The organism is Mesorhizobium sp. 43Arga (assembly GCF_053714255.1).
Genome location: NZ_JBSKBO010000007.1, coordinates 266,301 through 287,847, shown reverse-complemented (window position 1 = coordinate 287,847; position 21,547 = coordinate 266,301). Strand labels below are relative to the sequence as shown.

Below are 21,547 nucleotides of genomic sequence, written 5' to 3'. Positions count from 1 at the left end.
CGGCGTCATCGCGCAGATGGTCGGCAGCCTCAGACGGGGTTGTCGACCATCTGCGAATTACGGAACCGGGGCTTCGCGCCGTTGGCCGCCGGCAACGGACGATGCTCGCGAAACGCCATGGCAAGGGTGCGCAACGCATCGCGCGATTGAGCGTCCGAGAGCGTGGACAAGAGCATGATCTCCGACGCCGGCAGCGGCGGCAGGCCGAATTTGCGGCTGACCTCGATGGTGCCGGGTGGAACCAGGCGAGAGGAGAAGGCCCCGGCGGCGAGGCCGGCGGAAACGGCTTCGGCAACGGCGAAGGAACCGCAGCCGAGGAAAACCTGCGTCCACGGTATTCCAACCGCATCGAGCGTGCCGGTGATGACGTCGCGGATGCTGCACGATGGCGCGGAGGCGGCCAGCCGTAGCGGCTCGCCGGCGCGGTAGACGAAATCCGGCGTGGCGTACCAGCCGAAATGTTCGGGCGCCAGTACCTCGCCGTCGCGGCGGTCGTCCTCGCGCCGGACAATCGCGGCATCGAGGTCGCCACGATCGAACGCAGCGATCAACTCGCGCGTATCGTCGAGCCGCACCTCGATGGTCAAGGCCGGATCATGCGCATTGAGGCGCGCCAGCAAGGTCGGCACTTCGGCACCGCCGACATGTGTGGCAATGCCCAGCCGAAAGTGGCGGCGAACAGCGGCGAGACTGGCGACGGCACGGTCGTGCGCGGCAAGCAGTTCGCGCGCCGGTTCGAGGAACACCGCACCCCGCGCTGAAAGGCGCACCAATCGCGGCGTCCGCTCGATCAGCTTCTGCCCCACCCGATCCTCCAGCCGCTTCAGCTTGACGCTGATCGCCCCTTGCGTGCTGCCAAGCGCCTCGGCCGCGCGTGTAAAACTGCGCAACTCGGCGACGGCGACGAAAGCTTTCACCGCATCTACGTCCAGCGTCATGTCAGTTATCTCGTTTTGTTGTCTCTGAAATATCCAACCATGCAATTCTAAAATGATCAAGCCTGCCCTAGCTTGGGTTGGGCGCGACGACCGTCATACCGGGTCGTCCTGCCTGAGAAGTCGAAAGGTTTGATCATGCCCACTGCCCTGACCCGTCGAGGTATCGTCGTTCTATCCGCCGCCTGCCTGGCGTGCCTGATGTTCGGACTGGAGATTTCAAGCATTCCCACCATCCTGCCGACATTGGAGCAAGAGCTGCATGCCGACTTCAGGCAATTGCAATGGGTGATGAACGCTTACACGATCGCGGTCACCACCGTGCTGATGGCGGTCGGCACCATCGCGGACCGCTATGGACGCAAGCGCGTCTTCCTGGTCTCCATCGCCGCCTTCGGCCTGACTTCGCTGATCTGCGGCCTGGCGGACGACGTCTCGACCTTGATCGTCGCCAGGTTCCTGCAGGGTTTGAGCGGCGGCGCGATGCTGATCTGCCAGCTCGCAGTCCTGTCGCACGAATTCAGGGAAGGGCGCGAGCGCGCCGTCGCCTGGGGCTGGTGGGGCGTCATCTTCGGTATCGGCCTCGGCTTCGGACCCATCATCGGCGGTGGCATCGTCGCGGCATCGAGCTGGGAATGGGTGTTCCTCATCCACGTGCCGGCAGCGGCCTTGGCGTTCGTGCTGGCCTGGACCGGCGTCCACGAATCGAAGGATCCGCAGGCGGGCAAGCTCGACCTGGCTGGCATCGTGACACTGTCGCCGACGGTCTTCTGCCTGGTCTTCTACATCACGCAGGGATCGGACCTCGGTTTCGCCAGCCCGGCCGCGCTGACGATCCTCGGCATCTCGGTCGCGAGCTTCGTCGCCTTCCTCATCGCCGAACGGATCAGCAAGCGGCCAATGTTCGATTTCTCGGTCTTCCGGATCCGGCCGTTTTCGGGCGCCATCGTCGGCTCGGCCGCAATGAACTTCTCCTACTGGCCGTTCATGATCTATCTGCCGATCTGGTTCCATGCCGGGCTCGGTTATGACAGCGTCTCCACAGGTCTTGCCTTGCTTGCCTACACGCTGCCGACGCTCGTCATGCCGCCCCTGGCGGAGCGGCTGTCGCTGCGCTACCAGCCCGGCATCATCATTCCGGCCGGGCTTGCCATCATCGGCGTCGGTTTCATCCTGATGAAATTCGGCAGCGCCGCCGCGCGGCCGGATTGGCTGACGATGTTGCCCGGCTGCCTGATCGCCGGAGCCGGTCTTGGCATCACCAACACACCCGTCACCAACACGACGACGGGCTCCGTTTCGAGCGACCGGGCAGGCATGGCGTCGGGCATCGACATGAGCGCACGCATGGTTTCGCTGGCGGTGAACATAGCGGTGATGGGCTTCATCCTGGCAAGCGGCGTGCTGGCGCATCTAAGCACGACGCTGCCCGACCTCGACGCCAGCCAGCTGCTTCTGTTCGCCGACGGGATCGCGGCCGGAAATCCCAACCCCGGTCTTGCTGATTCCGTTGTCCACGATGCGCTGCGCAACGGCTTTGGCCGGGTGATGCTCTATGGCGGCGTCGGCGTCTGGATCATGGCCGCCATCAGCTTCCTAAGCTTCAACGCCCGGCCGGTGCGGACACAGGTTCAGTGTCCCGATTGAACGGGCGGCGCAGAAACTCAGCTGGTCTGCAACGGGTCAGTGCCGATCTTGGACAAAAGGATCACCGCCTGGGTGCGGCTGTCGACGCCGAGCTTCTGCAGGATGGCCGAGACATGCGCCTTGATGGTCGCCTCGGAAACGCCGAGCTCATAGGCGATCTGCTTGTTGAGCAAGCCTTCGGCCAGCATGCCGAGCACGCGTGTCTGCTGCGGCGTCAGCGCCTGCAGCCGCTTGATCAGGTCCGATATTTCGGGATCGCGCTCGACACCGAGATCGACGCCGACGGGCGCCGCGATGTCGCCGGCCAGCACCGATTGCACGGCGTTGCGGATTTCCTCCATGCTGGCCGATTTGGAGATGAAGCCGGATGCGCCGAGATCGAGCGCGCGCCGGATGGTCGCCGGATCGTCATGCGCCGAGACCACGATCAGCGGCACCGCCGGATGAATGCCGCGCAGCGAAATCAGGCCGGAGAGGCCGCTGGCGCCCGGCATCGACAGATCGAGCAGCACCAGATCGACATCCTCATTGGCCACGACCAGCGCCTTGGCGCTTTCGAAATCGCCGGCCTCGTGGATGGCGGCGACATTGCCGATGCCGGCAAGTGCCTCGCGCAGCGCACCGCGAAACAGCGGGTGATCGTCGGCGATGACGAAAGAATAGCCTGACGGCAAATGTTCCTCCCCGAATCCCGTCGATGATTTTTAAACTTTTCGGGACCAGCCGGACGATTATGAGAGGCCGCGCGCTGTTTTCAAGCGGCAAAACCAGCGCGCCGCGTTTTCCCTACTTCACAAGATCAGGTCTTCTGCGAATTGAGCTGGGCGCCGCCGCCACTGTCCTTGTCCATATCCTTGACGATACCCATGAAGCCCTTCAGGAAGCGCTCCATATAGCTCATCGTCTTGTTGAAATCCTCCTCACTCGGCAGTTTCGATTCGAGGCGGGCGGAGAGCGAATTCTCCAGCCTGGTGACGCGCTCGTCCATTGCCTTCATCGAGGTCTGCAGGCGGTCGATTTCGTCCTCGAAAGCGGCGCGTTCGTCGGCCGCCACCTTGCAGACGAGCTGGCCCGAGCGTTCCTCGCAGATCGACATCGCGCCGGTCTGCGTGTCCATGCGGACATAGCCGTTGGCGGATTTTTCCAGCCGGTAGCGATCGGTTTCTTCCGAATAAGCTGATACCGCGACCAGTGAAACCAGCGCGGCGGGGATCAAGATGTGTTGCAGACGCATGTTGTCCTCCATGGCCAAGGCCTGAAATATCGCATGTTTGCGCCGGAAATGGGGAAGACCCTTGGCGTGGCCTTCCCCGCACGACTGGTTCGGACTATAGCGCAACCATGTCTCAGTTTATCTACAAGATAACCCCGCAAGCGCTTTGGCGCGAGGCCGAAGCCAGTGGCCGCTTCACCGGCGCGCCGATCGACGTCGCCGACGGCTTCATCCATTTCTCCACGGCAGCGCAGGTTCGGGAAACCGCGGCAAAGCATTTTTCCGGCCAGGCAGATCTTCTGCTGGTCGCCATCGACGACGCCAGCCTGGGCGAGGCGCTGAAATACGAGGTCTCGCGCGGCGACGCGCTGTTTCCGCATCTTTACGGGGTGCTGGAGCTGAATGCCGTAAAATGGGTGCGGCCGCTGCCTCTTGGTGCCGATGGCGCACATCAGTTCCCGCCGCTGGAGGGGCAATGAGCGTGCTCGACCGGCTCGGCCAGAAGCTGCTGTTCACCTTCGATCCGGAAACCGCGCACGGCCTGTCGATCGCGGCACTGCGCTGCGGCCTGCCAGCCGGCGCGCGAACGGTGCGCGACGTCAGGCTGAAGGTCAGCCTCTGCGGTCTCGATTTCCCCAACCCGCTCGGCATGGCGGCCGGCTACGACAAGAATGCCGAGGTGCCGGACGCGCTGCTCGGCCTCGGCTTCGGCTTTGCCGAGGTCGGCACCGTCACGCCGCTGCCGCAGGCCGGCAACCCGAAGCCGCGCATCTTCCGGCTGACGGCCGACGAAGCGGTGATCAACCGGCTGGGCTTCAACAATGAAGGCCATGCCGCGGCCGAAAAACGCCTTGCCGCGCGCAAGGGGCGCCCCGGCATTGTCGGCGTCAATATCGGGGCCAACAAGGACAGCACCGATCGCATCGGCGACTATGAGCGCGGCATTGGCCGGTTCGCGCGCTACGCCAGCTATTTGACCGTGAACATCTCCTCCCCCAACACGCCTGGCTTGCGCAACATGCAGGCGCGCGAGCAGCTCGGCGAGCTTCTGTCGCGCGTCATGGCCGCGCGTGCGTCAGCCGCAGCCCAGCCGCCCATTTTCCTCAAGATCGCTCCGGATCTGGTCGAGGCCGAGCTGGAAGACATCGCCGCTGAGGTCGTGGAAAAACGGATCGACGGCATCATCGTCTCCAACACCACCATTTCGCGGCCGCCACTGCGCAGCGGCGACGTCGCACGCGAAACCGGCGGGCTTTCGGGAAAACCGCTGTTCGAGCGTTCGACCATCGTGCTGGCGAAAATGCGCAAGCTGCTCGGACCGGGCATCGCCATCATCGGGGTCGGCGGCGTCGATTCCACCGAGACCGCGCTGGAGAAAATCCGTGCGGGTGCGGATCTGGTGCAACTCTACACCGGCATGATCTATGCCGGGCCCGCGCTGCCGGGCCGTATCGTCGCCGGCATGGCACGCTTTTGCGAGACGGAGCGGTTGAAGTCCATTGGCGAATTGCGCGACAGCCGCCTCGATCGGTGGGCGTCCAAGCCGCTCAGCTGAACGCCGTCCGCACCCGCAGCCGCAAAATCGTGAGCAGGCTGAAGCCGCGCGCCAGCAGGAAAACGTGCAGCGCCGCCCACAGGCCATGATTGCCGAAGGCAGGCGCCAGTGTCAGCAGCGCGAGGGTAAAGACCAGGAACGATAGCAACATCATGTTGCGCATGTCGCGTGACCAGGTCGCACCGATGAAGACGCCATCCATCTGGAACGCCAGCACCCCGCTCAGCGCGGTGAACGCCGCCCAGGGCAAATAGATGTCGGCCATGGAGCGCACCTCCGGCGACGTCGTGACGATGGCGACCAGATTGGCGCCGGCCGACAGCAGCGCCAGGGTCGCGCCGCCGGCCAGTCCTAACCCCCAGAACAGGGTCAGCCGCACCGCCTGCCGGAAGGGCTGTTCGGCGCGCGCGCCGACGGCGCGGCCGGCGAGCTGTTCGGCCGCGGTGGCGAATCCGTCGAGGAAATAGCCGGCGACAAGGAAGAAGTTCATCAACACCGCATTGGCAGCCAGCGTCACCGTGCCAAACTGCGCGCCCTGGCGGGTGAACAGCGCGAAGGCGGCAAGCAGCGAGAACGAGCGGATCATGATGTCGCGGTTGAGCGACAGCATGCGCAGGAAGGCGGCCGCGTCGAGCAGCCGATGGCGCGGCAAGGGCGGGGTCGCGCGGAAGCGGCGGACCACGATGGCGAGACCCAGCAGCATGGCCAGGAATTCGCCCGTGACGGTCGCCCAGGCGACGCCGGCAACGCCCCAGCCAAGCTCCAGGCCAAGCAGGAAGCAGAGCGCGATGTTGATGCCGTTGAGCACCAGTTGCAGCACAAGGCCGAGCCCGCCCTCGCCACGCCCCAACACATAGCCGAGAATGGCGTAATTGATCAGCGAGAACGGTGCGGCAAGCAGCCTGATCCTGATGTAGACGCCCATCGCCTCGCTGACGCGCGGTTCGGCGCCCATGAACCACTGGCCGCCGATGGCGATCAGCGGCGAAAGCGCCGCCAGCACGATCCCGGCAACGACCGCGATCAGCACGGCGCGCCAGAACACCGCCTGTTCCTCGAGCGCGTCGCCACGCCCGAAAGCCTGGGCGACGAGGCCGGTGGTGCCCGAACGCAGGAAATTGAAGCTGGTGAAGACGACGTCGAAAACAAGCGCGCCCGCCGCAAGGCCGCCGAGAAGAGCCGCGTCGCCGAACTGGCCGACAACAGCCGTGTCGACCAGGCCGAGCATCGGCGTGGTCAGGTAGGCGAGCGTCATCGGCACCGCTATGGCGAGCACGGAACGGTTGGTGACGACAAAAGATCTGGCGTCGGCTCGAGTTGCGCCCTTGTCCAAGGGATTGCTGCCTTGCTGATTTGCGGCTTGATCGAAGAGCCGATGTGCCCCATTTTCCGGCCACTGCGCAATCATTCTTCCCGCGATGGCCAACCGAAATCCCGGTCTGGCGCGAAGCCGCCGGATTCCGTTCATGCCCCTGCAGATCGTCCACCACCCCGACTACGACGCCGGCTTTGCCGCCAACCATCGCTTCCCGATGAGCAAGTACCCGCTGCTGATGGAGGCTTTGCGCGCACGCGGCCTGGCCAGCCCTGGCGCGCTCAACACCGCGGACCCGGCACCGGCGTCAAGGCTGAGGCTTGCCCATGCGACCGACTATGTCGACCAGGTCATCAGCTGTTCGGTGCCGGAAAAAATCGAACGCGAGATCGGCTTTCCGGTCGGCCCGCGCGTTTCGCTGCGCGCGCAGCTTGCCACCGGCGGCACGATCCTGTCGGCGCGGCTCGCCTTGCGCCATGGCATCGCCTGCAACACCGCCGGCGGCAGCCATCATGCACGGCGCGCGCAAGGTGCCGGCTTCTGCACGTTCAACGACGTCGCCGTCGCCTCGCTGGTGCTGCTCGACGAGGGTGCCGCGCAAAATATCCTGGTCGTCGATCTCGATGTGCATCAGGGCGACGGTACGGCGGACATTCTGAGCGACGAGCCAGGTGTGTTCACCTTCTCCATGCATGGCGAGCGCAACTATCCCGTGCGCAAGATCGCTTCCGATCTCGATATCGCGCTTCCCGACGGCACGGGCGATGCCGCCTATCTCCGGAGGCTGGCCACGATCCTGCCGGAGCTGGCGGCCCGGGCGCGCTGGGACATCGTTTTCTACAATGCCGGCGTCGACGTCCATGCCGAGGACCGGCTTGGCAGGCTGGCGCTTTCCAATGACGGCCTGCGCGGCCGCGACGAGATGGTCATCGGCCATTTTCGTGCGCTCGGCGTGCCGGTCTGCGGCGTCATCGGCGGCGGCTACTCCACGGACGTGCCGGCCCTTGCCGCACGGCACGCCATCCTGTTCGAGGTCGCCTCGGCCCACACCTAGATTGCGCTAAAAGTCACTTCCGATAGTTGGCGATCCTGAGCAGGATGAAAGCCGGCACGACGATCGCGGCACCAAGCAGGATGTAGCCGAGGAAGCGGTCAATGGCGTGGAAGCCCAGGTTCCAGAGGTCGATGAAGAACTTCTGGATGCCGTAGAAGACATCCATCGGCAACCAGCCGAAGGCATTCATGACAAGGCCGACGAGGAACGACACCACCAGCAGCTTCAGGATCACCCTGAGCGGCGAGTCGCCGAGGAAGCGCGTCAGTGTGGACAAGGTCGTCTCCAGATTGAGATGCCCGGACTCACGGGCACGGCCCAGAGATACGTGCTTGGCGGCCTTCCATCAAGCCAGTGCGGTTTATGCCGAGAAAGCCCGGAGCAGGAGATCGAGACTCCGAGCTTCGGACGGCCCGCAATTCTTAAATATGGGTAAACAAGATCATTCTAATTTGTTGAAAATAAAGCACAAAATCGTCATTTTCCAATTTTGCGCAATGTGCGTGCAATTTTCACCTGCGAGACAGTCGGCGTCTTTCAGGTGACTGGTTGCGCGCCGCTCCGACCCCTACCACAGCTGGCGAACGCCAGTTTCGGGACCGTGCAGCCATCCCTGAAAGACACCGAACCGGAGCCCGGCCGCCGCAACGGCCAAGTTCCCCAGGAGTTAACCTGCGTGTCGATTGCTGGATGCGCGTTTGTGTTGGAGTAATGCTGTGTCCTCTCGCGTAAAGATCGTCCTGACGGCGGCTGGCCTCGCCTTTTGCCTTCTCGGGCCGGCGATGGCCGCCGACCTTTCACCCACCTACAACGACCCGCCCGCCTTTCAGTGGAGCGGCGCCTATGTCGGCGTCCATGGCGGCACGGCGTTCACCGGAATGCCAAACCCGTTTGCAGGCCGCAATGGCTTCAGCGGCGGTGTCCAGGCCGGCTACAACCAGCAGATGGGTCCCACCGTTCTCGGCGCCGAGATCGAAGGCTCTTATCTCGGCGGCGCCGAACACGACGTCCAGGGCGGCAAGATCAAGGAGAAATGGCGCGGCGCCGCCAAGGCCAAGGCTGGATTGAGCTTCGACCAGACGCTGCTGTTTGGCACCGGCGGTGTGGCCCTGACCAAATTCGACAAAAGCGACAACGTCAGCAGCACCGACGGATGGAAGGTCGGCTACCTCCTGGGCGCCGGCATCGAGCAGGGCTTCGCCGGCGGGCTGTCCGCCAAGGTCGAGTACGACTATGTCCGCACCCCCGGGGTCGAGACGACATCGGCTCTTGGCACGTCGAAGGCAACGATCGGCAGCCATGAACTGAAGGCCGGCATCAATTACCGGTTCTAGAACGAGCGAACCGGATTGCGCGATGCCGCTCTGCATCGCGCGATCCGGTGTCTCCATATGCACCGCACAGGACAGTGGCTTTTTCCACGATGCCCGCTTTCCGCGCCGCGCTGTAATGTCGATGCAATCTTCGCGATCTAGGTCCGCGCGTGAATTTTCACCATGGAATCCGATATGTCCACGCGTGGCGCCAGCCTCCTGACACGGGCCTTGAAGGCCATCTCCATCGCAATCGCGCTCGCGGGTTGTGCCTCCGATATCATGAAGAACTATGTCGGGCAGCCGGTCGAATCGGTCGTCCTCGATTATGGTCCGCCAACCGCCATCGTCGATCTTGGCCAGGGCGAACGCGCCTATCAGTGGCGCAAGGTGTCAACGTCGGCGGTTTCCGGGACATCCAGCGGCGAGGTTCGCGAGACAAAACACGGAACCGTCTACGAAGAGACCGAGACGCCCGGCTATATCGAGCGTCAGGAATGCTTCTACACATTCTATGCCCGCGCTTCCGGCGGTCGCTGGTTCATCACCAATTTCCGCCAGCCAAAGCTGGAATGCGAATGAAGTGCCGCGGCCGCAGACCCCGACCGGCCGCGGGATAAAGGAGAATATTCATGCGCGTCCTGTTGATCGAGGACGAACCGGAAATGGCCTCCGTGCTGAAGGCCGCTCTTGAGCGTGTGGACATCATCGTCGACCATGCCGCGACATTGGCCGATGCCGAGGCAATGGCCCGCCTGGGCTATCACGACGCGGTAGTGCTGGACCGCCGGCTGCCGGATGGCGACGGTCTCAGCCTCATACCGCGCCTGCGTGCCTTGCATCTGGATGTGCCTGTCATCGCACTGACGGCGATGAGCGGGTTGGACGACCGGGTCGCCGGGCTCGATGCCGGCGCCGACGATTACATGGTCAAGCCCTTCGCCACGGTGGAACTCGTCGCGCGGCTTCACGCCTTGCACCGGCGCTCGTTCACCTCGCGCGCCAACCAGACAATGGTCGGCCGCCTCACCTATGATTTCCGCCATCGCGAGGCGCTGATCGAGGATCAGGCGCTCGATCTGCCGCGGCGCGAAAGGCTGGTGCTTGAAACGCTGATCCGCCGGCCGGGCCGGACCATCATGCGCGGCGCGCTGGAAGAGGCCGTATACGCGCTCGACGACGAGATCGGCTCCAACGCGCTCGATGCGCATATTTCGCGACTACGCCGCAAGCTCGACGATGTCTCCGCCGGCATCGAGATCCGGGCGATCCGCAATCTCGGCTATCTCTTGCGGGCGGTCTCGTGAAGAAGAAGGGCCGGCCAGGCTCGCTGCAATGGGTCCTGGTCCGGCGGCTGATCCTGCTGCAGGCGGCCACGCTGCTCATCTTCATCGTGCTTTGCGCGGCAGCCCTTTGGATCGCCAATCCGCGTCTTTTGATCGACAATGAGGCCGCCGTCGCGGCCGTCAAGGATGCGGTCGACCGGGACAAGGACGGCAGGCTGATCGTGCGTGAAACGGAGGAACTCACGGCGTTTCGCGAGAGCTTCCCCAATGTCTGGTACATCGTTCGCGACGGCAGCGGCGGGAGCGTCCGTGCCGGCAAGATACCCGACATCTACACCAAGAGCTTCGGCGAGTTGCTTGACGGGGCCGATCACGCCACGATCGGGTTCTCCGACAAGGACATGCGGCCGGAAGCCTATATCGAAAACGCTTCGACGAGGGCCGGCACGGTGCAGATCATCGCCGCGACGCAGTCGTCGCGCCAACAGACAGATGGCCTCGAGATCAACATCTCGGCCACCGTCGAAGTCGCGCGCAATCCGGACGGCAGCAGGAACTGGGAGCGCGCGCTGCCGGCGCTCGCGCTCGTCGTCGCGATCCTGCTTTTGCCCATCATCCTCGTCATGGGCACGACGACGCTGGTGACGACGCCGGCCGTGGTGCGCCGCTCCTTCGCCGGTCTTGTCGAAACGGTCCGCCAGGCGGCGCGCATCGATATCGGCACCCGCGCCATGCAACTGCCGGTCAAGCAGGTGCCGCAGGAAATCGCGCCGCTCGTGCACGCCTTCAACGAGGCGCTTGCCCGCCTCGCTCAGGGCTACGACCGCCACAATCGCTTCCTCACCGACGCGGCGCATGAACTGCGCACGCCGATCGCCATCCTTCGTACGCGGGCCGAATTGCTGAAACAGGAGCCGCAGAGCGCGCGGCTGCTGCATGACATCGAACGCCTGTCGCATCTTGCCCAGCAACTGCTCGACCATCAGTTGCTCGACCGCCCGTCGGACCAGCGCCAGATCGTCGATCTCGACGATCTCGTCAGCCGGGTGGCGGCCGACTTCGCACCGCTCGCCATCGAGGCTGGCTATGACCTTGCCTTCGAGCCGTCGCCAACCAAGGCCCGAGTAGAGATCAATGTCCTGCAGATCGAGCGGGCGCTCGCCAACCTCGTGCGCAACGCAATCGAGCATGGCGGCGGCAGCGGCACGATCACGATCGCCATCGACGGGACCGGTGGCGTCGAGGTCCGCGACGAAGGGCCGGGAATTCCGGCGGAAGAGCGCGAGAACGTGTTCGAGCCCTTCTACCGCTTGCAGCCGCAGTCGCGCGGCGCGGGGCTGGGACTGAATCTCGCCCGGCAGATCGCGCTGCTGCATGACGGGACGATCCGCATCTTGATGGGCTCATGGCGCGGCGCCCGCATCCGCATGGAGTTACCGGTGCTTTCGTGACGTGCCGAGCCCATGGCGGCCGGCCGCCAGTCCTTCCCTGCGATTTATCTGTTTTCTAACCAATTGCCGCTATTGCCATTGCAAGAGCGGGAGCCAGGCTTTGGTGGGAACGGGAAAAATCGGCGCGCACCGCGCGGTCAAGCTGTCGGTTGTCGTGCCATGCTACAATGAGCGCGACGGCGTGGCCGAACTTCATCGACGCGTCAGCGCCGTATGCCTCGAGCAAAGCCCTTCCTACGAGATCGTGCTTGTCATCGACGGGGCGACCGACGGCACACGCGAGGCCATTTTCGAACTGGCCGAAAAGGACGACCATGTGGTCGCCATCGACCTTGCCCGCAATTACGGCCACCAGATCGCCTTGAGCGCGGGGCTGGAGTTCTGCCGCGGCGAGCGCATCCTCATTCTCGACGCCGACCTCCAGGATCCACCCGAATTGCTCGGCGCGATGATGGCGAAGATGGATGAAGGCTTCGATGTCGTCTACGGCCAGAGGGTCAAGCGCGACGGCGAAGGCTGGTTCAAGCTGGCTTCCGCCTCGATGTTCTACCGCCTGCTCGGCCGGATGGTCGATGTCGAGATCGCACCGGATTCCGGAGACTTCCGGCTGATGAGCCGCCGGGCCCTCGACCATCTGAACGCGATGCCCGAACGCTACAGGTTCATTCGCGGCATGGTGAGCTGGATCGGGCTGAGGCAGGTAGCCTTCCCCTATGAAAGGCACCGGCGCTTTGCCGGCACCACCCACTATCCGCTGAAGAAGATGGTTCTTCTGGCGGTCGACGCAATGACCAGCTTCTCGATCGTGCCGTTGCGGTTTGCCTCGCTGCTGGGGATGATGTTCGGCCTGCTCGGCCTGGTCGTGCTCGGCTATACGCTGTTTGAATGGTCCAGGGGCAACGTAGTGCCCGGCTGGACGAGCCTTGCGGCGATCATGCTGATCCTGGGCAGCGTCCAGCTTCTGGTGTTGGGCATTTTCGGCGAGTATCTCGGCCGCATGTACATGGAGACGAAGCGGCGGCCGCTCTACTTCGTCAACGAAATCGTTTCGCGCGACCTGCCGGCCAAGGGCAGCGACCTGCCCGTCCATCGCCTGCAGGAGATGGCGAAAAGAGCCGCGCGTGGCTGAGGCAAAGGTCGAGCGGATGCAACGGGAACGGCATGGGCAGGATGCGGTCGGCTCTTCCGTCTGATCTCTCGCGGATGCAGCGCTTTGGCGCCGCCATGTCTGCCGGCCTCATCGCAGTCGCGAAGGCGACACCGTCACCTGGAGCCGCGAAATGAGCCAGGCCACAGCAATCGTGGCGGCGAAGCCGCCACCCGGAGCCGTGACATGAACCAGGCCGCTGCAATCGCGACGGCGACGCCGTCGCTCGGGGACGCGCAACGCAGCAGGCTGATACTTTGCCTTCTCTGCGCTTGCCTGGTGGCCTATTGGCTTGCCACCAGTGCCAGCGCGATGCTTCAGGATCCCGACAGTTGGTGGCAAGTGAAAGTCGGATTGGACTTTCTGGGAAACCGGACGTTTCCCGTCGTCGACCCCTATTCCTATACGTTCGCCGGTCAGCCCTGGATCGCCAAGGAATGGCTGGGGCAGGTCTTTCTGGCCCTCGCCTACCGTGCCGGCGGCTGGAATGGCGTCGTCACACTGATCATCGCCACGATCAGCCTGACGGTCTTCCTGACGGGATGGTTCCTCAGCGCATGGCTAAAGCCGACACTGGCGATAGCGCTGGCCTTCGCCGCGGCTTTGCTGATCGCCCCGATCTATACGGCCCGTCCACACATCTTCACCTTGCCGATCATCGTCGTCTGGACGGCAATGCTGTTTCGCGCCGCGCAAGACGAGAGAGCCCCGCCTTTGTGGCTGCTGGTGCTTGTGGTCTTGTGGGCCAACCTTCATGCCACGTTCACCCTGAGCTTCGTCATCGCTGCCTTTGCCGGGCTCGATCTCCTGGCGCGCTCGGGTCTGTCGAAACCCGCTCTCCTGGCAAAATGGGTTGCTTTCGGCCTGCTCTGCCCAGTGGTCAGCCTGATGCATCCTTACGGGGTGAAGGCCATCCTGGCGACGTTCACAGTGGCCTATGGCAACGAGGCGGTGCCACTCATCCTGGAATGGCGGGCGTTCAACGCGCAGGAGCAGATCTTCCAGGAAGCGGTGATGCTGTTGGCGCTTTTTGGACTTTTGGTATCGAGGCTGCGGATCGGCTGGGCCAAGGCGGTGTTCATCGTCTTCGCCTTGCATGTCTATCTCACCCATCTGCGGTTTGTATATCTGCCCTTCCTGCTGATCCCCCTGGTGATCGCGGTCGAGGTCGCCCGGCAATACCCCTCGATCTCAACCACGACCTGGCTGGCGGAAAAGCGTGACGGACTGGAAAAACTCTTCGCCAGCCGGTTTTACGCGATCTGCGGCGCAATGGCTGTCCTGCTGGTCGGTGCGGTCTTCATCCTCGGCAGTGCCTACCAGGTGTCGCCGAGCCCGAAGACAGCGGCCAGCGGCGCCCTCGCATATGCAAGGGATCACCAGCTTTCCGGCAACGTGCTGAATTCCTATAATTTCGGCGGCACGCTGATTTTCCACGGCATCAAGACCTTCGTCGACGGCAGGACGGACCAGTTGTTCCTGGGCGGCTTCACGAAAGCCGACGACGCGACGGGACACAGCGACGGAAAACCGCTGCTCGAGGCGCAGCTGAAGAAATACGCCATCGGCTGGGCACTCCTGACGGCCGACGATACCCGCATCCCCTTCTTCGCGGAGTTGGGCTGGAAGCGAGCCTATGCGGACGACGACGCCGTGATCTACCTGCCTCCCGGCGCCTGACTTACAGCGTCCGGACGAAACCGGTTCCGTCCGCGTTCGACGGTCTGGCATCTGCCTTGACATGGATGTTGCAGTGCAGCAAACTTGTGTTGCAGAGCACAGTCCGTGAAACCACGAGCCACGATTTTTCGAACGACGGGGACATCGCCGCATGAGGAGCATGTCAGGTTCCGCCGCCCGGCTGCTACGGGCCACGGCCTACGGACCCGCCGAATGAACTACAGGCGCGATATTGATGGCCTGCGAGCCATTGCGGTGCTGCCCGTCGTGCTCTTCCACTTCGGCGTATCCGCCATTCCCGGCGGCTTCACCGGTGTCGATATCTTCTTCGTCATATCGGGCTATCTGATCAGCGGCAGCCTGCTCGACGATCTCGAGCGCGGCCAGTTCTCGATCGGCCGCTTTTACTGGCGCCGCGCGCGGCGCATCCTGCCGGCGCTGACCTTCGTCATCCTGCTCGCCAGTATCGCTGCCTGGTTCATCCTGCTGCCGTCGGATCTCCATGAGTACAGCCTTAGCGTAATCGCGGCCTCGACCTTCTGGTCGAACATCTATTTCTGGAAGACGACCAACTATTTCTCCATCGACGCGGAACTGCGGCCGCTTTTGCACACATGGTCGCTTTCGGTCGAGGAGCAGTACTACATCTTCGCGCCGATCCTCGTCTATCTGATCTACCGATACGCCTCGAAGCGCTGGCTGACGATATTGCTGCCGATTGCCATAGGCAGTTTTGCCCTGGCGGTCATGGCAACCACGCTGGCGCCGACCGCCGGCTTCTACCTCTTGCCGACGCGCATCTGGGAACTGGCGCTGGGCGCCATGCTGATGCTGAGAAAGCCGCCGGCGCTTGCCAGCCGTCCGCTGACTGAACTGATCGGGCTGGCCGGTTTTGGCCTGATCACCTTCGGCTTCCTGACGATTTCGGAGAGCGATCCCTTTCCGGGCTACAATGCCCTGTTTCCCTGCATCGGAACGGCGCTGCTCATCTATGCCGGCCAGCCCCATGCGGACAGGTCGGTCCCTGTCGCCACGCAAGTGCTGCGGCTGACACCGCTGGTGTGGATCGGCCTTATCTCCTATTCGCTCTATCTCGTTCACTGGCCGATCAATTCGTTCGTCCACTATCTCTCGCTCAAAGCCATCGGCGTGCCGACGATCATGGCGATGATCGTGGCCAGCGTCGCGCTGGCGACGTTCTCGTGGAAATATGTCGAGCAGCCCTTCCGCCAGAAGCGGGCCTTCACCGCCCCTCTGCCCATCTTCGCCTTCTCGGCGACGGCGATCGCCCTGCTGTGCGTCGGCGGCTTGGCCGGCGCGCTGGGCAAGGGTTTTCCGCAACGCTTCCCGGACTTCTCGACGGAACGGGTCCTGGTGGGTGACTGGCGCAATGGCGTCTGTTTCAACGAGGGCGCGAGCCGGATCGAGAACTGGAACCTCGCCGACTGCACCCGAACGCATGGCTTTCCCACCAATGTGCTGCTGTGGGGCGATTCCTTCGCCGCGCACTACGTATCGGGGCTGGAAGCCAATGCGCAGAAAATCCAGGCCAACGTCATCCAGTATACCTATGCCGGCTGCCCGCCCAATCTGAGCTACTTCTCCTATGCCCGGCCGGCCTGCACGCGCTTCAACGAACGGGCGCTGTCGATCATCCGCGATGCCAACATCCAGGCGGTGATCCTGAGCGGCAGATGGACCGACTACCAGGCAAGGGGCTTCGACGGTCTGCAGAAGACGGTCGACCGGCTGCGCGACATGGGCGTCAAGGTCTATGTCATCGGCCAGTCTCCGGAGTTCATCGCCGACGTCCAGAAAATCGCTTTCTTCGCAAGACGGGAGCACGTCGCGAACACATCCTGGCCGATGGCCATGGATCCGGACATCAACAAGCAGGTACTGCCATTCGTCAAAGGGGCGACTTTCATCGACCCGCTGGCCTATCTGTGCGACGCAGCCGGCTGCTCCTACGCCGACGCCGGCACCAGGCAGTTCCTGTACTTCGACTACGGTCATTTCTCGTCCGCCGGCGCGACGCTCGCCATCTCGAAATACTGGCCAAGCTTTGCCGCCAGCAACAAGGTCGCCAAGGCAAAATAGCAAGCGCGCCAGCGCTGAGGGAGGCGCGAAAGCGTTTGTTCGCGGGATCGCTTTGCGATTGCCCGAGGGCCGAACCTCATGGTAACGAGGGCACGCGCGGGTATGATGTAATGGTAGCCTGTCAGCTTCCCAAGCTGAACGCGCGGGTTCGATTCCCGCTACCCGCTCCAGCTTGTGCCCGGGCGCAATTGCGCCCCATGACTCTTCCTCACAGTTTTTGCGCAGGGTGGAGGAAGGTGGGGGAAAATTAAAGGCGCCTGACTGGTACTCTCATGACCATGCTGCTATTGCTGCCCAATTGGTGGGCCGCCTGACTAGCTATGGAAGTATAGGCTACCGATAGTTTAGTTGTTGGTCGCGGGGGCGACAATGAAATGCTTGGTGATTAATCTTGACCGATCAGTTGATCGGCTGGCCTCGGCTCGAGCGGAATTTTCTCGTATTGGCATTGATTTCGAGCGCGTTGCCGGTATCGACGCAATGAACGGGGTTCCGTTTACCGCGCCGCCGCTGACTGAAACGGAAATCTGTTGCTTTCTCAGTCACCGCCGCTGCTGGAAAAGCATCGCGGACGGTCCCGACGAGTATGTCGCGGTATTCGAGGACGACGTTGTTTTTAGCCCGGACGCGGGTAGCGTTCTGGCTGATGATAGCTGGATTCCGCCAAATGCCGATATCATCAAGCTGGAAACATTCCTCAGCCGAGTAAGGCTCGGGAGCCGGCACATCCCCGTCAAAAACGGATACTCGGCAAGGCGGCTTCTCGGGCAACACTTAGGTTCGTGCGGCTACGCGATTTCTAGAAGTGCCGCCTACGGCCTGCTCAGAAACACGGAACGCTTCAGGGCAGCAGTCGACGTCGCCCTTTTCAGCCCAAATCAGATGACGGCCGCGCGCAACACGATCTACCAATTGATGCCGGCTCTCTGCGCCCAAGGGGCTGTCGTTGGGACTGAGGGACCTTTGAGCTTGATCCAACTTGCTCCCAGGCCCCATGTAGACAAGCGAATGGCCGACAGAATCCATTCAGAGGCGACGCGCATTTTCTGGTACTTGCGTAACAGGAATTTCCTATCGACAGAGAAAGTTGACGCTGTGCGCCTAGGCGGCCCCTTAGTTTACCCAAAATAAAAACGGGTAGATCACGAATATGTTTGCGTTTCCAAGCAGCTTTTTTGAGATGTGGTTGAGATGGCATGGTTACAGGAAATACAAGCGCCGTAGCCGCCACTCGCTTAATCGGGCATGCTTCAAGCTCATATCTCTGATGCGGCGTCTCCCCGCCAATTCTCTCATTATCGATGCGGGTGCCAATGTCGGCGATGTAACGGCATATTTTCTAGGCCAGGGAATGCGAGTGATCGCATTTGAGCCGGATCCGACAGCGCTGGCGATTCTTCAAAACAGGTTCTCCGGCAACGACAAGGTGACCATTGAAAACAAGGCGGTCGGCGCGAAAGCCGGCCACGCACCTTTCTTTCAAACCGCAGCCGTCAGAAAAGGTGCCGTCTATCAAACAGAATGGTCATCGCTTGATCGGCGCGACGTGCACGCTGAAGCCGTAACGAGCGTCGAAGTTGTCGACCTCGTGGCCTACATCAATGCACTGCCGCGGAAGGTTTCCATCCTTAAACTTGACATCGAAGGAACAGAGGCCGAGGTATTGGAGGCTATTCTTGATGCTGGGCTTGAGACAAAAATAGACCTGATCGTCGCCGAGACACACGAGCGCTTTTCGCCAGAATTGGCGATGAGGATAAGCGCGTTAAAGGAGCGGATAGCGGCAAGGCACATAACCAACGTCGAACTCGGATGGCGCTGACCAATTAGGGCTGGCGTCTGCCGGATGTCAGCGGTCAATTTCGTCACAGACGAGTGATCGGTGCCAACCGGCACCGATTGTAAGATGCAGGCTTTCGATAGCCGCGCAATGACGACACCGGCCACGCCGCGGTAGCCGGCCTTTTCGTCAACGATTCGTCACCACCAGACCCGCTCGCGCCAGCAACGCACACGACGGCGGCCATGGCGCCAGTACTGACGGCAAACCCGTCTCCAGCCGCGGTGCCGCCGTCTTCCTCGGTGATAGTAGCGACGACCCCCACCACGGCGTGAGACCTTTTCCACCTCGACGTCTTCATCGCCTTCGAAGACCGCCGGGTCCGGCTTGTCCAGTTGATCTAGAATTCCGTTGCCCTGAGGAATACCGGCAACCGCGCGGCGGGGTCCGACTATGCCCGCAAACGCCACGGCCCCCGCAACGCCCAGCATCCCTGTGAGAAACAACCGACGTTCCATCAAAACCTCCCGAGTTGTTGACATCGGCACCTCGTTCCCTTGCCCAAAACAACTCCAGCGAGCATGCCGATTGGCCTGAACGCGCGACTGCACTTCTGGTTCCATCACCCCACTTCGCGCAGGATGAAATCGTGGAGCATCTTGGCGGCCGGCGACAGCGCGCGATTCCTAACCGTGATCAGGCTGTAGGGCCTGACCTCGATGTCGAATTCGGTCTGGACGACATCGATGGCGCCGGCGAGTCCGTCGGGGTTCTGGATGAATTTCGCCACCTGCACCGAGACCGGCGCGATGGCGTCGGACTGCGCGACCATGACCAGCGTCAGGAGCAGCGAACTGGTGTTGAGGATCCGGTCCGGCAGCGCGATGTTGCGATTGAGGAAATTGCTCTCCATCGCCTGACGCAAGGGCGAGCCGCCCGACTGGAAAACCCAGTCATAGGCGGCGGTGTCTTCCAGCCGCACCACGCTGCCCCTGGTCAGCGGGTGGCCACGACGCACGATCAGACAGGCTTTCTCGACGCCAATGACACGCGATTCGAACAGCCGCGGATTGAGATCGTCGGGGATGCGCGCAATGATGAAATCGTGGCGCGTGGCGATCAGTTCGCGCGCCAGCACATTCGAGGTCTCGACCTGCATGGTGATTTCGATGCGCGGATAGATGCGGCGGATTTCGCGGATCGCCGGCACCGCCAGTTCGATCGCCGGCGCCGTCACGGCACCAAGAAACACGGAACCGCCCTTGCCCGCCTTGAGCTCGGAAATCTCGCGATCGACCTCGCGCATCTCCAGCAGGATCGAACGCCCACGCCTTGCCAGCGCCTTGCCGTAGGGCGTCAGCGTGATGCCGCGCGGCAGCCTCTCGCACAGCTTGACTTCGAGCACCGCCTCCATCTCGGCAATCATGCGCGATGCCGCCGGCTGTGAAATGTTCATCACCTGCGCGGCCGCGCTCACGCGACCGTGATCATCGAGCGCGACGATCATGCGCATATGACGCAGGCTGAGTCCGCTGCGCAGCAGGGTTTCGCCATCGCCTGGGGTCTCGTTGTAATCATTTGAACCCGCAGCCGGATTCCGTAGCACCGCCATAATTTTCCCTGCCTCCGCTCGCGGTCGGCCGGCATTTGCCAGCAACCCGTCACGCGTCATAACATATACCACTTGCGGTATAGCAACCATCAAAGATCGCATTTGACAGTTATGGCAAAAGGACGGCAACGTCAGCGCGTTCCGAGACGCAACGGTCGCCGACGATAAAATCGTATCGATTGAAATAAGCGGCTCGGGGCCATGGGAGGATACCGGAGATCGATATGACGGCAGCAGTGCCTTGGCGCTTCTGCACGATTGCGCGGCCCGCGACCCCCGGGGTGCTGCGTCCATCAACCAGGGAGAGTTACGTGAAAATCATCAAGACACTGGCCGCAGTCGCGGCGCTTGGCATCGCTGCCATGACCTACTCGGCGCACGCGGCCGACAAGGGTCTCGTCGGCGTGCTGATGCCGACCAAGACTTCGCAGCGCTGGATCAATGACGGCGACGCCGTCAAGTCCCAGCTCGAGGCTCTCGGCTACACCGTCGACCTGCAATATGCGCAGGACGACATCCCCAACCAGCTCAGCCAGCTGGAAAACGAAATCACCAAGGGCCCGAAGGCGCTGATCATCGCCTCGATCGACGGCACCACCCTGTCGGATGCGCTGCAGAAGGCCGCTGACGCGGGCGTCGTCGTCGTCGCTTATGACCGCCTGATCAAGAAGACCGGCAATGTCGACTATTACACCACATTCGACAATTTCGGCGTCGGCGTGATCCAGGCGAATTCGCTAGTCAAGGGCCTCAAGGAGCGCTTCCCGAACACCAAGCCGTGGAACGTCGAACTGTTCGGCGGCTCGCCCGACGACAACAACGCGTTCTTCTTTTACAACGGTGCGATTTCCGTCCTGCAGCCGCTGATCGATGACGGCTCGATCAAGATCAAGTCCGGCCAGATGGGCATGGACAAGGTCGGCACGCTGCGCTGGCTCGCCGCCACCGCCCAGGCGCGCATGGACAACCTGCTCTCCGCCAACTATTCGGACGGCAGCCGCGTCGATGGCGTTCTGTCTCCCTATGACGGCCTGTCGCGCGGCATCACCGCCTCGCTGCGCGCCGTGGGCTACGGCACTGCCGCTCAGCCCTGGCCTATTGTGACCGGTCAGGACGCCGAGACCGCCTCGGTCAAGCTGATCATCACGGGCGAGCAGTACTCGACCGTGTTCAAGGACACACGCGACCTGGCCAAGGCCACTGTCGGTCTGGTCGACAAGGTGCTGTCGGGCGGCAAGCCCGACGGCCTCGACACCAAGACCTACAACAACGACGTCAAGGTCGTTCCCTCGATCCTGTTGACGCCGCATGAGGTCGACAAGACGAACTACCAGAAGCTGGTCGTCGACTCCGGCTACATCAAGGCCGAAGACCTGAAGTAATCTCTGTTATAAAATCTGGGGTCCTGCGCGACGCAGGGCCCCTTTTCGTTCACAAGCGACCCCGGTATTGTTACTGC

20 protein-coding genes and 1 tRNA gene are annotated in these 21,547 nt (G+C 62.6%); 15 read left to right on the top strand and 6 right to left on the bottom strand.

Annotation, left to right across the window (positions count from 1 at the left end):
- Positions 1-29: 29 nt before the first annotated feature.
- Positions 30-938 carry a LysR family transcriptional regulator gene (locus tag ACWGS8_RS24320; protein WP_454583285.1) on the bottom strand — a complete coding sequence of 303 codons (909 nt, stop codon included), beginning with the start codon at positions 936-938 and terminating at the stop codon, positions 30-32.
- Positions 939-1,073: 135 nt separating this feature from the next.
- On the opposite strand from ACWGS8_RS24320, the gene ACWGS8_RS24315 reads away from it, so the two are divergent.
- Positions 1,074-2,582 (top strand): MFS transporter, encoded by a 1,509-nt coding sequence (locus tag ACWGS8_RS24315; RefSeq protein ID WP_454583284.1) that lies wholly within the window; start codon positions 1,074-1,076, stop codon positions 2,580-2,582.
- A gap of 17 nt (positions 2,583-2,599) precedes the next feature.
- On the opposite strand, the gene ACWGS8_RS24310 is transcribed toward ACWGS8_RS24315, so the two are convergent.
- Both ACWGS8_RS24310 and ACWGS8_RS24305 read right to left on the bottom strand, forming a co-directional pair.
- Entirely contained in the window at positions 2,600-3,256 is a 657-nt protein-coding gene (locus tag ACWGS8_RS24310) for a response regulator transcription factor (protein ID WP_454583283.1), read from the bottom strand.
- Positions 3,257-3,381: 125 nt separating this feature from the next.
- Positions 3,382-3,816 carry a hypothetical protein gene (locus ACWGS8_RS24305; protein ID WP_454583282.1) on the bottom strand — a complete coding sequence of 145 codons (435 nt, stop codon included), beginning with the start codon at positions 3,814-3,816 and terminating at the stop codon, positions 3,382-3,384.
- 107 nt (positions 3,817-3,923) lie between these two features.
- Here ACWGS8_RS24305 and ACWGS8_RS24300 point away from each other — a divergent pair, with 107 nt between their 5' ends.
- Positions 3,924-4,274, top strand: coding sequence for a DUF952 domain-containing protein (locus ACWGS8_RS24300; protein WP_454583281.1), 351 nt, complete (start codon positions 3,924-3,926; stop codon positions 4,272-4,274).
- Entirely contained in the window at positions 4,271-5,350 is a 1,080-nt protein-coding gene (locus ACWGS8_RS24295) for a quinone-dependent dihydroorotate dehydrogenase (protein WP_454583280.1), read from the top strand. The genes ACWGS8_RS24300 and ACWGS8_RS24295 overlap by 4 nt, the downstream gene beginning before the upstream one ends.
- Here the strand turns inward: ACWGS8_RS24295 and ACWGS8_RS24290 are convergent.
- Positions 5,343-6,683 (bottom strand): MATE family efflux transporter, encoded by a 1,341-nt coding sequence (locus ACWGS8_RS24290; RefSeq protein WP_454583279.1) that lies wholly within the window; start codon positions 6,681-6,683, stop codon positions 5,343-5,345. The genes ACWGS8_RS24295 and ACWGS8_RS24290 overlap by 8 nt on opposite strands.
- A gap of 133 nt (positions 6,684-6,816) precedes the next feature.
- Between ACWGS8_RS24290 and ACWGS8_RS24285 the strand changes: the two genes are divergently transcribed.
- Positions 6,817-7,719 carry a histone deacetylase family protein gene (locus ACWGS8_RS24285; protein WP_454583278.1) on the top strand — a complete coding sequence of 301 codons (903 nt, stop codon included), beginning with the start codon at positions 6,817-6,819 and terminating at the stop codon, positions 7,717-7,719.
- A gap of 13 nt (positions 7,720-7,732) precedes the next feature.
- Here the strand turns inward: ACWGS8_RS24285 and ACWGS8_RS24280 are convergent, their stop codons facing one another.
- Positions 7,733-7,996: a DUF6460 domain-containing protein gene (locus ACWGS8_RS24280; RefSeq protein ID WP_454583277.1), complete on the bottom strand. Its 264-nt coding sequence runs from the start codon at positions 7,994-7,996 to the stop codon at positions 7,733-7,735.
- Between the two features lie 439 nt (positions 7,997-8,435).
- Here ACWGS8_RS24280 and ACWGS8_RS24275 point away from each other — a divergent pair, with 439 nt between their 5' ends.
- The 10 genes from ACWGS8_RS24275 (at position 8,436) to ACWGS8_RS24230 (ending at position 18,518) form a co-directional block, all read left to right on the top strand.
- The gene (locus ACWGS8_RS24275; protein WP_454583276.1) at positions 8,436-9,053 is read left to right on the top strand and encodes an outer membrane protein; all 618 of its coding nucleotides are present in this window, start codon (positions 8,436-8,438) and stop codon (positions 9,051-9,053) included.
- Between the two features lie 174 nt (positions 9,054-9,227).
- Positions 9,228-9,614 carry a hypothetical protein gene (locus ACWGS8_RS24270; protein ID WP_454583275.1) on the top strand — a complete coding sequence of 129 codons (387 nt, stop codon included), beginning with the start codon at positions 9,228-9,230 and terminating at the stop codon, positions 9,612-9,614.
- A 50-nt stretch (positions 9,615-9,664) separates the two neighbouring features.
- On the top strand, positions 9,665-10,339 hold the full coding sequence (locus tag ACWGS8_RS24265) for a response regulator transcription factor (RefSeq protein ID WP_454583274.1): 675 nt from the start codon (positions 9,665-9,667) through the stop codon (positions 10,337-10,339).
- Entirely contained in the window at positions 10,336-11,769 is a 1,434-nt protein-coding gene (locus tag ACWGS8_RS24260) for a sensor histidine kinase (RefSeq protein WP_454583273.1), read from the top strand. The genes ACWGS8_RS24265 and ACWGS8_RS24260 overlap by 4 nt, the downstream gene beginning before the upstream one ends.
- A gap of 103 nt (positions 11,770-11,872) precedes the next feature.
- Positions 11,873-12,898 carry a glycosyltransferase family 2 protein gene (locus ACWGS8_RS24255; protein ID WP_454583272.1) on the top strand — a complete coding sequence of 342 codons (1,026 nt, stop codon included), beginning with the start codon at positions 11,873-11,875 and terminating at the stop codon, positions 12,896-12,898.
- A 204-nt stretch (positions 12,899-13,102) separates the two neighbouring features.
- Positions 13,103-14,596 carry a hypothetical protein gene (locus ACWGS8_RS24250; protein WP_454583271.1) on the top strand — a complete coding sequence of 498 codons (1,494 nt, stop codon included), beginning with the start codon at positions 13,103-13,105 and terminating at the stop codon, positions 14,594-14,596.
- Positions 14,597-14,809: 213 nt separating this feature from the next.
- A complete protein-coding gene (locus tag ACWGS8_RS24245) occupies positions 14,810-16,696 on the top strand; it encodes an acyltransferase family protein (RefSeq protein WP_454583270.1) in 1,887 nt (628 codons plus the stop codon).
- A gap of 96 nt (positions 16,697-16,792) precedes the next feature.
- Positions 16,793-16,866: transfer RNA gene (locus tag ACWGS8_RS24240), tRNA-Gly, on the top strand.
- 211 nt (positions 16,867-17,077) lie between these two features.
- Positions 17,078-17,827 (top strand): glycosyltransferase family 25 protein, encoded by a 750-nt coding sequence (locus tag ACWGS8_RS24235; protein WP_454583269.1) that lies wholly within the window; start codon positions 17,078-17,080, stop codon positions 17,825-17,827.
- Positions 17,828-17,846: 19 nt separating this feature from the next.
- Positions 17,847-18,518 carry an FkbM family methyltransferase gene (locus ACWGS8_RS24230; RefSeq protein WP_454583268.1) on the top strand — a complete coding sequence of 224 codons (672 nt, stop codon included), beginning with the start codon at positions 17,847-17,849 and terminating at the stop codon, positions 18,516-18,518.
- Between the two features lie 580 nt (positions 18,519-19,098).
- Here ACWGS8_RS24230 and ACWGS8_RS24225 read toward each other — a convergent pair.
- Positions 19,099-20,088: a LysR family transcriptional regulator gene (locus tag ACWGS8_RS24225; RefSeq protein WP_454583267.1), complete on the bottom strand. Its 990-nt coding sequence runs from the start codon at positions 20,086-20,088 to the stop codon at positions 19,099-19,101.
- A 311-nt stretch (positions 20,089-20,399) separates the two neighbouring features.
- Here ACWGS8_RS24225 and chvE point away from each other — a divergent pair, with 311 nt between their 5' ends.
- A complete protein-coding gene (chvE, locus tag ACWGS8_RS24220) occupies positions 20,400-21,470 on the top strand; it encodes a multiple monosaccharide ABC transporter substrate-binding protein (RefSeq protein WP_454583266.1) in 1,071 nt (356 codons plus the stop codon).
- Positions 21,471-21,547 lie beyond the last annotated feature (77 nt).

What these genes read in the sequence shown, in the direction of transcription:
- ACWGS8_RS24320 (WP_454583285.1), bottom strand. Translation starts at nt 938, where the DNA reads ATGACGCTGGACGTAGATGCGGTGAAAGCTTTCGTCGCCGTCGCCGAG.
- ACWGS8_RS24315 (WP_454583284.1), top strand. Translation starts at nt 1,074, where the DNA reads ATGCCCACTGCCCTGACCCGTCGAGGTATCGTCGTTCTATCCGCCGCC.
- ACWGS8_RS24305 (WP_454583282.1), bottom strand. Translation starts at nt 3,816, where the DNA reads ATGCGTCTGCAACACATCTTGATCCCCGCCGCGCTGGTTTCACTGGTC.
- ACWGS8_RS24300 (WP_454583281.1), top strand. Translation starts at nt 3,924, where the DNA reads ATGTCTCAGTTTATCTACAAGATAACCCCGCAAGCGCTTTGGCGCGAG.
- ACWGS8_RS24295 (WP_454583280.1), top strand. Translation starts at nt 4,271, where the DNA reads ATGAGCGTGCTCGACCGGCTCGGCCAGAAGCTGCTGTTCACCTTCGAT.
- ACWGS8_RS24285 (WP_454583278.1), top strand. Translation starts at nt 6,817, where the DNA reads ATGCCCCTGCAGATCGTCCACCACCCCGACTACGACGCCGGCTTTGCC.
- ACWGS8_RS24270 (WP_454583275.1), top strand. Translation starts at nt 9,228, where the DNA reads ATGTCCACGCGTGGCGCCAGCCTCCTGACACGGGCCTTGAAGGCCATC.
- ACWGS8_RS24265 (WP_454583274.1), top strand. Translation starts at nt 9,665, where the DNA reads ATGCGCGTCCTGTTGATCGAGGACGAACCGGAAATGGCCTCCGTGCTG.
- ACWGS8_RS24250 (WP_454583271.1), top strand. Translation starts at nt 13,103, where the DNA reads ATGAACCAGGCCGCTGCAATCGCGACGGCGACGCCGTCGCTCGGGGAC.
- ACWGS8_RS24245 (WP_454583270.1), top strand. Translation starts at nt 14,810, where the DNA reads ATGAACTACAGGCGCGATATTGATGGCCTGCGAGCCATTGCGGTGCTG.
- ACWGS8_RS24230 (WP_454583268.1), top strand. Translation starts at nt 17,847, where the DNA reads ATGTTTGCGTTTCCAAGCAGCTTTTTTGAGATGTGGTTGAGATGGCAT.
- ACWGS8_RS24225 (WP_454583267.1), bottom strand. Translation starts at nt 20,088, where the DNA reads ATGGCGGTGCTACGGAATCCGGCTGCGGGTTCAAATGATTACAACGAG.